The organism is Spirosoma humi (assembly GCF_054776575.1).
The window spans coordinates 40025-51940 of sequence record NZ_BAAHBR010000003.1 but is presented as its reverse complement, the minus strand read 5'-3'; the positions used below and the strand labels follow the sequence as shown (position 1 = coordinate 51940).

At 50.2% G+C, this 11916-nt stretch carries 10 protein-coding genes; 4 read left to right on the top strand and 6 right to left on the bottom strand.

Annotation, left to right across the window (positions count from 1 at the left end):
* Positions 1-99: 99 nt before the first annotated feature.
* The 3 genes from ACYU8Y_RS03845 to ACYU8Y_RS03835 form a co-directional block, all read right to left on the bottom strand.
* On the bottom strand, positions 100-897 hold the full coding sequence (locus ACYU8Y_RS03845) for a hypothetical protein (RefSeq protein ID WP_460934380.1): 798 nt from the start codon (positions 895-897) through the stop codon (positions 100-102).
* A gap of 363 nt (positions 898-1260) precedes the next feature.
* Complete coding sequence (locus ACYU8Y_RS03840) at positions 1261-3909, bottom strand: TonB-dependent receptor (RefSeq protein WP_460934378.1); 2649 nt, start codon at positions 3907-3909, stop codon at positions 1261-1263.
* 156 nt (positions 3910-4065) lie between these two features.
* Positions 4066-4809 (bottom strand): SOS response-associated peptidase, encoded by a 744-nt coding sequence (locus ACYU8Y_RS03835; RefSeq protein WP_460934376.1) that lies wholly within the window; start codon positions 4807-4809, stop codon positions 4066-4068.
* 199 nt (positions 4810-5008) lie between these two features.
* On the opposite strand from ACYU8Y_RS03835, the gene ACYU8Y_RS03830 reads away from it, so the two are divergent.
* Positions 5009-5647 carry a pyridoxamine 5'-phosphate oxidase family protein gene (locus ACYU8Y_RS03830; RefSeq protein ID WP_460934374.1) on the top strand — a complete coding sequence of 213 codons (639 nt, stop codon included), beginning with the start codon at positions 5009-5011 and terminating at the stop codon, positions 5645-5647.
* A gap of 351 nt (positions 5648-5998) precedes the next feature.
* Positions 5999-6499 (top strand): DUF4385 domain-containing protein, encoded by a 501-nt coding sequence (locus ACYU8Y_RS03825; protein ID WP_460934372.1) that lies wholly within the window; start codon positions 5999-6001, stop codon positions 6497-6499.
* Here ACYU8Y_RS03825 and ACYU8Y_RS03820 read toward each other — a convergent pair.
* Positions 6496-6951, bottom strand: coding sequence for a VOC family protein (locus tag ACYU8Y_RS03820; protein WP_460934370.1), 456 nt, complete (start codon positions 6949-6951; stop codon positions 6496-6498). The genes ACYU8Y_RS03825 and ACYU8Y_RS03820 overlap by 4 nt on opposite strands.
* A gap of 34 nt (positions 6952-6985) precedes the next feature.
* Positions 6986-7597, bottom strand: a complete 612-nt coding sequence (locus ACYU8Y_RS03815) for a DUF6624 domain-containing protein (protein WP_460934368.1) — start codon at positions 7595-7597, stop codon at positions 6986-6988.
* A 252-nt stretch (positions 7598-7849) separates the two neighbouring features.
* On the opposite strand from ACYU8Y_RS03815, the gene ACYU8Y_RS03810 reads away from it, so the two are divergent.
* Entirely contained in the window at positions 7850-8728 is an 879-nt protein-coding gene (locus ACYU8Y_RS03810) for a bifunctional 5,10-methylenetetrahydrofolate dehydrogenase/5,10-methenyltetrahydrofolate cyclohydrolase (protein WP_460934366.1), read from the top strand.
* A gap of 59 nt (positions 8729-8787) precedes the next feature.
* Here the strand turns inward: ACYU8Y_RS03810 and ACYU8Y_RS03805 are convergent, their stop codons facing one another.
* A complete protein-coding gene (locus ACYU8Y_RS03805) occupies positions 8788-8943 on the bottom strand; it encodes a hypothetical protein (protein ID WP_460934364.1) in 156 nt (51 codons plus the stop codon).
* Between the two features lie 4 nt (positions 8944-8947).
* Here ACYU8Y_RS03805 and ACYU8Y_RS03800 point away from each other — a divergent pair, with 4 nt between their 5' ends.
* On the top strand, positions 8948-11902 hold the full coding sequence (locus ACYU8Y_RS03800) for a glycosyltransferase family 117 protein (protein WP_460934362.1): 2955 nt from the start codon (positions 8948-8950) through the stop codon (positions 11900-11902).
* Positions 11903-11916: the final 14 nt, after the last annotated feature.

Genomic DNA, 11916 nt, shown 5'->3' with positions numbered 1-11916 from the left:
AACCAGTCAGCCGCCCTATCACCTGCCGGCTACTTTATTGGGGTCATTCACCGATCCTAATCCGGATAGCAGACTATTCGTTATTCCGGTAATCTTAATTTAATAGGCTTCATACTCGTAGGTATATACGACCCCATCCGCAGCAATAACCTTCGACAACAATCCATTCGTATCATACAAATATTGCTTATCATTTGTCATCACATTGTTTTTGTTAAGGGCGATAAAGGCATCATTCCTTTTTTCCCCGGTAAGTAATCCATAAAAAGGATTGGGTTTGTTATCATATTGATACGTTGTCGTGGCCGACTGGTTGTCACTGCTTTCTACGTTGACAATATTATCTCCGCTATAGGTATACCGCTCGGTCCATTGATGGTTATTGGATGTGGTAGTATGTATGACTTTCACGGGAAACTTAGTACCATCATACTCGAACTGTAAGACCTCAAGTAAATTTGGGCTTTGGGATCGATCCTGTGTTATTGCAAATAATTTCATGACCGTAATGTTCCCATTCCCATCATACGCATAGGTTGTGTTGAATGAAGGACGCCACAAATAAACTACGCCAGAAGCCGTATTGACTAAACCCCGACCTTCCGTAAATATGTTTTCTATTCTTCCCTGCCCATCATAATTTATGACCGTTCTGGACGAATCCCCAATCGGAACAACGGGCTTCGTTTCCGTTCCGGACACGTATTGGATTAAACGCCCTTTGCTATCATAGTTATACGTTTCAGTCGTAAGGCGAGTGTCATCCAGACCAGGAATTATCGTTCTGACTGTCTTGATTCTCAACCGTTGTACAGAGGGAATGCGGTGATCTTCACAGGCGGTGAATAACAGCAACAGCCCGTACATACTAATCCAGTTAATAAAGTTGGGTTTCATTAGAAACATGTTTAAGAAGTAAAATAAGTGTTTGACTAAGCAAGGACTATCAGCAAGCGTATTCACACATTTATGCATGCATTGCCTGTGCTCTTTACGCGGGTTAATAAGCGTAAGGAAGAAAAGGTAAGTGGTCAGGATAATAATTTTTGGTCATTCGGCCAACGCATACACCGCCAATCGGGGAATACTTAACACAGGTAGGTTGGCGCGTTAGTACCTCTTATCAGCAATAGCAATATCGTTTCAGGGTAAAATATCGTTTGCTACGGCTAGACGGTAGCCAATAGCAAATCGGCGCTGGAAACCAGAATTTTCTGATTTTCCAGCGCCGATTTAAAGCGCTACACTGTCCGTTTTTCCCTAGCGGGGTCGGCGAGCGCCACCACCCGCCGGTGCTGGCTGCGGCTGCTGATCGCCACCACCTTCGCCCCCTTTTATGTCGTCGTTGTTGACCGATTTTTTCTGCCGTTGGGGGGCATCAAAGCTGAGTTTGCCCAACTTGTAGCTGAAGTTAACCCGCACCCCGGCGTTGTACAGATTTGTTGTACTGCTCTGGGCAAAAATGGGCGATGACGACTCCGAATTAACCGTAAAGGGGTGATTGAAAAAATTTTCAGCGGCAATACCGAAACTACCCCGTTTGTCTTTCAAATCTTTTTTCAGACCGATGCTGTAGAAAGCAAACCCGCCCTGATACCCCTGTAACTGAATTTGCCGTCCCCGAATGAACCCAAACCCCTGCACGCCCCAACCATTCTTAAGCGTCAGGTTGGTAAAGAAGCGGCCTGTGGTAACCCATCCCGAATTGGTTGCGTTGTACACCGAACCCGCGTTGTTGTTGGTCAGGTAAGAATAATACAGATCGAAACCTCCACCAATCTGCCATTTCGAGAAAAAGGTGGCGTTACCAAAAACGTTCGTTCCGTAAGCCGATTCGCGGCCAATATTCAGGTACGTCGTCTGGATAGCCTGCGCCAGAGTTGGGTTGGTTACCTGGCCGGCACCTGTTGTAATCGTATCGCGAACGCTGGTGATGGAGTTGTTCGTCTGGCGGGCAAACAAGGCTACGTTCAGATACACACTTTTGATGTATGCACTCGTGCTGAATTCAAGATTATCCGTCAACTCCGGCGACAGCAGAGGGTTACCTTTGGTGATGTTGGTTGGGTTCGAGGTGTTTACGTTTGGGTTAAGAAACTGAATACCTGGCCGTTGTAAACGACGGTTATAAGCCAGCTTGATCGTTTTGCCCCCTTTCAGCGCCTTCGAAATATTGAAACTCGGCACCAGATTGCTATAGCTTGGAATACCCAGGTCCTGCCCGGCAGCTCCCCCCTGCTCACCCGGCTGATTCTGGCTGTAGTTGGCATTAATGACCGTGTGTTCGTAACGCGTGCCCGCCTTGATGGTGTATTTATTCTTCGTGGTCAGGGTATACGATACATAACCGGCACCGATGCTCTGGTCATAGTTGAGGGTATTGCCGGGACGTGTCGGATCGGTTAGCAGTTCGCCCGTTCCGCCACCAAGCCGATAGCTGAATGCGCTTTCGACCTGCCGAAAAATGCCTTTACCACCGAATTCCAGCAGTTGGTTTTTGCCAATCGGCGTCTGGTAATCACCCTGAATCGTCGACTCCTGGTTAAAGCTGTTATTGAGGTTCTGCTGACGAGCCGTAATGGTCGAGAAGTCCGTTGTGTTTAAGATGTCGGCGGTAAAATCGTTGTTGCGGTTGTTGCGGCTGAATTGTGCCGACACACTTAACTCCTGCTGTGGTTTGGCAAACGTGCGGGTGTAATCGATGTTCGCATCGACCGTTCCGGACAGATCTTTGGTCAGTACATTCCGGTCCGATACGATTGGAAAATACGAATTCGGTGAGATTGTGCGCGTAAAGAAATTGTCCTGATTCTGGTAGTTGTTCCGCGCGCCGTAACGCAGACTGGCCGTAATCGAACTGGTCTTGCTGATGTCGTAATCCCAGCCCAGGGTATACTGTCCAAAGATCCCGTGGTTGCGAGTATCCGCGCTTTGGTCGGTTGTGGTCGTACCCGTACTCCCGAACGTTCTCTGGGTATTGGCGAAATTCCCGATTACGTTGTAGTTGGCTCGTCCGAAACCACTCAGACTGAAACCCATTTTACCCGTCCGCAGGTTGCCATTCAGGCCCAGGTTACTTCCCCGATTGCCTACCCCGGAGTCGATATTAAGCGTAAATCCCTGTAAGGTTGTTTTCTTGGTGATGATGTTGATAATCCCCGCTGACCCCTCGGCATCGTATTTTGCCGATGGGCTGGTAATAACCTCAACAGTTTTGATCATGTCGGCCGGAATCTGCTTCAACGCGTCCGCAACGCTACTGGCGACAATAGTAGACGGTTTGTTGTTGATCAGTACCCGAACATTGCTACTGCCCCGCAGGCTAACGTTCCCGTCCAGATCGACCGACAGAAGCGGCACTTTACGCATGACATCGGTTGCGTCGCCCCCTTTGGCCGTGATGTCTTTATCCGCGTTATAAACCAGCCGGTCGACTTTTTCTTCAACCAAAGAGGCCTGCCCAACCACTTCAACCTCTTTCAGCGTGCGCACATCGGCGGCCAGCTTGATGCTTCCCAGGTTAATATCTCCTTTACGGTCAAGTTTAACGCTCGAAATGGTTTTGTTGCGGTACCCAACGAAAGAGATGAGCAGTTGAAAGTCGCCCTGTGGCAATTTGGTCAGCGTGAACTTACCCTTATCATCGGCTACTGTTCCATCAACTGGCTTCTTCGTTTCGGCGTTGATCAGGGCGATACTGGCAAACTCGACGGGCTTACCTGTCGTCGAATCCGTTACGGTGCCGGTAAGCTTTGCGTTGCCACGGGGCGATGTATCGCTCGACGTACCGGGAATGGCGGCCGCTGGTTGCGGGCTGCCACCCGGCATCGTGGGAAACTGGGCCCAAACGATGCCGGGAGCCGTCAACAGGGCAGTACCAACGCATACAGAAAGTATTATTTTTTTCATAGTCAGGTTAAAATCAATAATAAAGATAACATGCCTTGCAAGACCCGGCAAGGCGATTACAAAGACAACTTAGTTGACCAAAATTCGGCACAAATTCTCTGATAACCGCTTATTCTACACAAGCGGATGGCAACCTGGACAGGCGGGTGAGGTTACTTAGCTGAACAGTTGAGTACTATTGCTCAGCTCCGGATAATCGGCCGGTGCCAGAACTTCCGGGACGTCACTTGGCTCCGTTCGGGACGTGATGCGTTTGCTGATGCTGTAGCTGTGCATTTTGTTCGCAGGATACGGATGAGCCAGCAATTCCAGCGCTTCTTTTTCGCTCAGGTCGGCGTGTAGCCAGGCCTGTTCGGCATCGGGTGTCAGCACACAGGGCATTCGCTTTTTGGTGTTGTGAATCGCAGCCAGCAGCGGGTTCGCTTCGGTTGTCAGCAACGTGTAGGTTGGCATTAACTCACCCGTTTCAGGATCCAGCCATTCATCCCACAACCCAGCGATGGACGCGATTTTCTGGTCGCTGGTACTGATGTAAAAGGGAAATTTCTTACTCTTTTCGGTGTACCACTCGAAAAAGCCCGTTACAGGAATCAGGCAGCGCCTGCCCGCCTGGGCGGCTGCTCGAAACGATGGCTTTTCGTAAATCGTTTCGGAGCGGGCATTGATCGTTTTGGTGCGAATGTCCTCGGCGGCATCCTGACTTCGGGTCCAGGTTGGAATAAGCCCCCAATGAATAAGTTGCAGCTTTCCCGGCTCCTGCCTTGTTACAATGGGCCAAGTCGGTAAATTATAGGCGTTGGCGTGGTATATAGGCTGAAAATCAGCCGAAGGCGGCAGCGCAGCCTGATAACGAGCCTCCAATTCTGAGGCATTGACATTGAGTGACTTATGAAAACACATGAGCGAAATGAAGGCGTCGCTAGACAGTCTATTGATATACTAGATAAACCAGCAAACACCTGTATCGGTTATTCAATTTCAGGGATTGATTAAAAAAATCGGTTCATCCAGATCAGCCGATTCGGCCAACCCGAACAATTGACGTCTACGGCTCGTTAATCACCCTTACGAACGCTGCTGTTTATTTATTTTCTTACGAATGCCTGTTCCTGAAACCTCCGTTTTTCCTGATCCTTCTCTTACCTTGCCCACCCTCGAACAACGTAGCTGGCAACAGCTGGCAACTGTACTCGACAGCAAACCAGACGAGCCAGCCGCTCCCGGCTTCAAAACAATGATTGTTGCCTCCCGCACGGCCACCGGTGCCGATGCCCGAACGGTGGTACTTCGAAAAGTGGATGCCGATCGAAAGTATGTCTGGTTTCATACCGATGTACGGGCGGCAAAGGTGATGCAGTTCGAAGCCTTTCCTGACTGCACCTTGGTATTCTGGGACGAAAAATCGCAGGTGCAACTGCGCTTAACGGTTGAAACGCATCTGCACTCGGATGATTATGTGGCTGATGAGCATTGGCAAACCATAGGCGCTGGCACACGAAAAAACTACCTGTCGGAATACCAGCCGGGTAGCGAGCAACCCGCTCCTTACCCCGGTTTTCCGGCTCACTTAGGCGCTAATTTGCCCTCGGCTGAAGAAAGCGAAGCGGGACGACCCAATTTTGCGGTCATTGAATGCCGGGTGCTTGCTATGGATTATCTGCAATTAAATCGGAGCGGACAGGTAAGAGCCCTGTTTCAATACGAACCCGACTCAAAACTGGTCTGGCTGGCCCCATAAATATTTTGTATATGATGCATTATTTCATTCTCGTCGGGTAGATTGATTTGTATTGATAAGCACCGAATAATTTTTTTATTAGCCCCCGGTTTCAACCGGGGAAACCGCCGACAAATACCCGTGTTTCATCAACCGTTTCAACGGTTTAAGCATCCGACAAACCGTTGAAACGGTTGATGAAACACGATTTATTTTGTAAACCCACCGCTAAAGCGATGGGCTGATAAAGGGTCGATTCGGCGCTTGTTTACGTTAAACCAATTAACCCGGCGGGAATAAAACAACGAGATCTTTTTTCGTCGGTTACTTAATTAATTGTTGTACCGAATAGCCCCTTACTCGTTCTGATCGATGGCTACTAACGACCGCGCTTTCAATTACGACCTCGACTATCGGATCCTAAACCTCCGGGAACAACCCGAACTTTACCGCGTGGGGAAGGGCGAAATGGGCGTACTGCTGGTCAGGCCGTATAAAGACGAAATTCTGCCCTACTGGCGATTCAAAACCCCCGAAATAGCCCGTGAGTCGTCCGAGAAAATCTACCAGTTGTTCCTCGATTACAAACAGAACGGAGACTTCATCGGCATGGACATGGCCCGCAAGTTTTTACAGATGGGGTACACCCGATCCCGTCGGTACGCCAATCATAAAACTGGTCAGAAATACGACGGGGCCGTACCCGATGATAAGAAAGGCCAATCGGGTGCCCACGGGCGGGAACAGCTCCCCCGCAACGAAGACCCCGTTAAAGCGGAATCAGCACGTATTTTTTACGGGAAATACCTGGAAGCCCGCGAAGACGCCGAATACAAAAAACTAAAGAAGGAATGGCAGGAGAAATATGGCTAATTCTCTACCTTTTGCGCCACTTCAGCCGTGATGGTAACCATCCAGCTTATGCCAAATTGGTCAGTTACCATCCCAAACGTATCGCCCCAAAACTGCTTCATGAGCGGAGCTGTGATCTGACCATTTTCTGAAAGTTTTTCAAAGTAGCCTGTTAATACTGTCTTCTCAAAACCTTCCAATGACAAACCGAATTGCCCTGTATTTTTAGCTTCGGTATTGTGAGGATTGTCACTTGCCAAAAGGACAATATCACCATCTAGTTTGGCGTACATTATCTTCGACTTCATTTCCTCACTGTTAGCTTTAGGGTCTTTATGGGCTTCAGGAGGCCCTTCCGAAAAAGGAGTCAGAACTAAATTTCCTCCAAAAACATGTTTGTAGAACTCCATGGCTTCCCGACAGTTGCCACCGAAGAAAAGATGCGGATTAAGTTTGACGATTACCTGTGACATGTTGCTTCGTAATTAATGATAAAATCAGATTCTGTTACGTAACAATCCACCCAACTTTTTTGCGCCAGGCGTCATACTCCGCCTGCTCCGATTGTCTTTCGGCGGCTGTTGGTTGTTTTTCCCGCTCACCATTCGTCTGTGCAGTCAATTCGGCCAATCGCGCTTCCAGGGTATTGAGCCTCATCTGCTGGCGACGTTGATTGACCTGATCGATCGAGCCATCAAGCTGGTAAGGCACCAGCTTGCCTTGATCGTCGTTGACAAACTGCGTGCCATACGATTGGGGGCGATTCTCAAACAGGGCAATCCGGTCTGACAGAAAAGCCAGATTGACGGGGTCTATTGTTCTCGTTTTTTGCTGTGCCTTCATCAACGCAAGGGCACCTTTCATGAATGAAGGCAAACTGATGGCATGTTGGACAATCAACCAGGCAGCCTGACTGGCTTCCTCGCCAACCTGTTCCTGAGCTGGCCAGCCAATCTGATCAATGATCGTCTGAAGTCGTCGGGCATTAGCCAGATGCACTTCTTCCATGTCCGGGTTATAGCCCCGAAACAGCCTTCCTTCCTCAATTAATCGTTGCCTAACGTCAAGGTCGTGCCTGCGTCGTTCGATCAACTCATGGGCAATGTCAGGATATTCCATCTAAATCATCTTGATAGGATAAGTGGTTGACAGGCCCGCTTTTCTTCCCTCACAGGAATCGCTTTTAACACCAATCAATCGGGCCATGCTAAATACAGGCAGAAAACTATTCAATATCTAACTCAAGATGGTACTTTCGCAACTGATTACAAACCGTATTGATGGACGAGTTAATATAAAGCGTTCCGTAACCGGACCTTATGGCACTCGAATCAACCCTAATTCACTGTAGATCAGCGACAAATTATTTATATGCAACTCCTTGACGGTAAATTCCTTTCGGCACAAATCAAACTGGAAATCGCGGCAGAGGTCGCCCAGATCAGGCAGCAGGGCGGCAAAATTCCGCACCTGGTAGCCATTCTGGTTGGCAACAAAGGGGCGTCCGAAACCTACGTAGCCTCTAAAATGAAGAACTGCGAAGAGGTAGGCATGCACTCGACACTCATTCGGTTCGACCCATCCGTAACCGAAGCCGAACTGCTCGACAAGGTTCGGGAGGTGAATAATAACCCCGATATGGATGGACTGATCGTGCAGCTTCCCCTCCCCGATCACATCAACCCCGACCGGGTCATGGAAACCATTGACCCGGCGAAAGACGTGGACGGCTTTCACCCCATCAACATCGGTCGTATGGCCAAAGGGTTACCGGCTTACATATCGGCCACTCCACAGGGCGTTCTGGAAATGATTAAACGCTACGATATCGAAACGGCCGGCAAGCACTGCGTGGTGGTGGGCCGGAGTCAGATTGTGGGCTTGCCCATGTCCATTCTGATGCAGCGGAATACCTATCCGGGCAACTGCACCGTTACGATTACCCACAGCCGCACCCAGAACCTGGCCGAAATATGCCGCTCCGCCGACATTCTGGTGGCGGCACTCGGTAAACCGGAGTTCGTCACGGCCGACATGGTCAAAGAGGGTGCCGTTGTCATCGACGTTGGCCTAGAGCGGGTGCCCGACGCCAGCAAGAAAAGTGGTTTCTCGCTAAAGGGCGACGTGAAGTTCGATGAGGTAGCACCCAAAACAAGCTTCATTACGCCCGTTCCCGGCGGTGTGGGCCTGATGACGATTTGCTCCCTGATGCAGAATACCTTGAAAGCAGCCCGTGGGGAGATTTATTAGTTCGGCAATAAATCTATTCAGCTTATCAAAGGCGCTATTTACGAATTTATAGTCTCAATTTATTCGGCATCGACCCGCTTAACAAACTTTAACAGCCCGTCCTGCCTCGGACGGGCTTCTTTTTGCGTAATTTTGACCTGGCCAATGCAGGCCGGACCTGGATTGGGCCCGGCCTGAATTTGGCCCTTACACAAAGCAGTCCGTTTAATCTTCATTTGTATGCAGTCATTCAAACGCCTGAACACCCTGACAGGCTGGTTCGCTTTCGCCGTCGCGCTGATTACTTTTGCGATGACCGTCGAACGAACAGCCAGTTTCTGGGACTGTGGCGAGTTCATTGCGTGTTCCTTCAAGCTCCAGGTTCCACACCCGCCCGGTGCTCCCTTCTTTCTGTTGTTGGGCCGGATTTTTTCGATGTTTTCCTTCGGGAATCTGACCAACGTGGCCTATTGGGTCAATATGGCCTCTGTTTTAGCCAGCGCCTTTACGATCCTCTTCCTGTTCTGGACCATCACGATGCTGGCCCAGAAGCTGCTCAACAAACCAGAAAGTGAGTATACGACGGCCGACACCCTGCTGGTCATCGGTACGGGTGCCGTGGGTGCTTTGGCGTACACGTTCTCCGATACATTCTGGTTTTCGGCGGTCGAAGCGGAGGTGTATGGGATGTCGTCGTTTTTTACGGCCATCGTGGTGTGGGCTGCGTTCAGATGGGAACGCATCGAAGACGAAGCTGCGGCTAACCGCTGGCTTATTTTCATTGCTTACCTGACGGGCTTATCCATCGGCGTCCACTTACTGAACCTGGTTACCCTACCCGCGCTGGCCCTGATTTATTATTTTAAGAAGTACCCCAAACCGACCTTCTGGGGCGGCACAATGGCGTTCGGTATTGGATTGGTTATTCTGGCTATTATCAACTCGGGTATCATTCCGGGTCTGCCGGGCATGGCGTTCGCCGTCGAGCGGTTTTTTGTGAATATCCTCGGCCTCCCTTTCACCTCGGGTGTCATTTTCTTTACGGTCGTATTCATCAGTGCTATTGTGTATGGCATTATCTGGTCGGCGCGCCAGAAACGGGTTGTTTTAAATACGGCCTTGCTGGCCCTGGCGTTTGTGCTGATCGGTTATGCCTCATACATGCAGGTGCTGGTCCGGGCTGATTTCAATCCGCCTATCAACGAAAACGATCCGAGCGATGAGCTGAACTTCCTGTCGTACCTGCGCCGGGAGCAGTATGGCAGCCGCTCGTTATTATACGGCCCCGTTTTCACGGCCCGCCCTATCGACCAGAAGCAAGGGGCCGCTATGTGGAAAAAGGAAGGAAACAAGTATGTTGTCTTCGATCACCAACCCGAGTACGTTTACGCTCCCGGCGACGAGATGCTGTTTCCGCGGGTGTATAGCAGCCAGCAAAATCACCCCGCTTTGTACCGACAGATGCTGGGCTTGGCCGAAGGGCAAAAACCCACCATGGGCGACAACCTGAAGTTTCTGTTCAGTTACCAGTTGGGCCACATGTGGTGGCGTTACCTGATGTGGAACTTCGCGGGTCGGGAAAGCGACGAAGAAGGGGCTGGCTACCTCCTGCCCTGGTCAACGGATCAGAATGCCCCCGATATGCTGGTCCACAACAAAGCGCGCGACAATTTCTATATGCTGCCGTTTATTCTGGGCCTGTTCGGTATTACATTTCAGTATTTCCGCCGTCGGCGTGATTTCCTGATTGTTGGATTACTCTTTCTGTTTACCGGAATTGCGCTGCAAGTCTTCCTGAATTCGCCCCCATCCGAGCCCCGCGAACGGGATTATATCTATGTGGGTTCGTTCTATTTCTTTGCCATCTGGCTGGGATTGGGCGTCATGGCCATTGCCGAAGGTTTGCGCAATACATTGAAATCCGACGTAGCCCGCAATGGCCTGGTGGCTGGTCTTTGTTTGTTGGTACCCGTGATGATGGGTGCCAAAAGCTGGGATAACCACAACCGCGACAAGCGTTATCAATCGGTCGATTTTGCCAAGAATTTGCTAAACTCCTGTGCGCCGAACGCGATCCTCTTTACGGGTGGCGATAACGACACATTCCCGCTTTGGTACGTACAGGAAGTGGAAGGATTTCGGCGTGATGTTCGGGTGTGTAATCTGAGCCTGCTGGGTACCGAATGGTACATTCAGCAGATGAAGCGCAAGACGTATGAATCGGACGCGCTGCCCATCTCGCTCGAATTCGACAACTTCAACAAAGGCAAAAACGACATTGTGCCGTTCTATGAAGTACCGGGCGTGAAAAGCGGAATTGACCTCAAGCAATACATCAGCCTGATCAAGACCAACAGCCCAGCGGTTCAGGTGCCGCTCACGAATGGCGACATGACAAGTATCCTGCCTTCGTCGGTGCTGTTCCTACCTATCGACAAAGCCGCTGTCGATAATGCGAAATTTGTACCCGCTGCGCTGCGCCCGCTTATGAAGGACACCCTGCAGTGGACAATTGGCAAGAAAGACCTGTATAAGCCTGACCTGATCATGCTCGACATGATTGCGACCAATAACTGGAAGCGGCCTATCTATTTTTCGAGCACCCTGGCGAGTGATAATTACCTGAGCCTGAAAAACTACATGCAACTGGAAGGCTATGCGTATCGGCTGATGCCGGTAGCCGTACCGGGCGCAACGGATGGCTATGTCAACTCCGACATCATGTATACCAACATGACCAAGAAGACATTCTGGCGTGAGTTCGATAATCCGGATGTGTATTACGATGATACCTACAAAGGACCTCCTGTTATTTCGGCGCGCATCGCGTTCTTCCGTCTGGCCGATCAGTTTATTCGGGAGGGCCGCAAGGACAAAGCCCTCGAGGTACTCAATTACTCGCTGAAGGTTATTCCTGACAAGTCAATTCCTTACGACCAGATTTCGTCAAACTACGTGCGATTCCTGTTTGAGGTGGGCGACAACAAGAAGGCCCTTGAAATTGCCGACATCATGGCCACGCGTGCTGACCAGGCGCTGACGTATGATAAGAGCGGCAACGGACGCTTCGGCAATCCTGATTCAGATCTCTACATTCTTCAAACGATTGTAGAAGCCTGTAAGGAAGCCAAGCAAACGGCAGCCGCTAACAAGTACGAAGCGATCTTCCAGAAGCACATCAACGCCTTCGGTTGATAAAAGCAAGAACA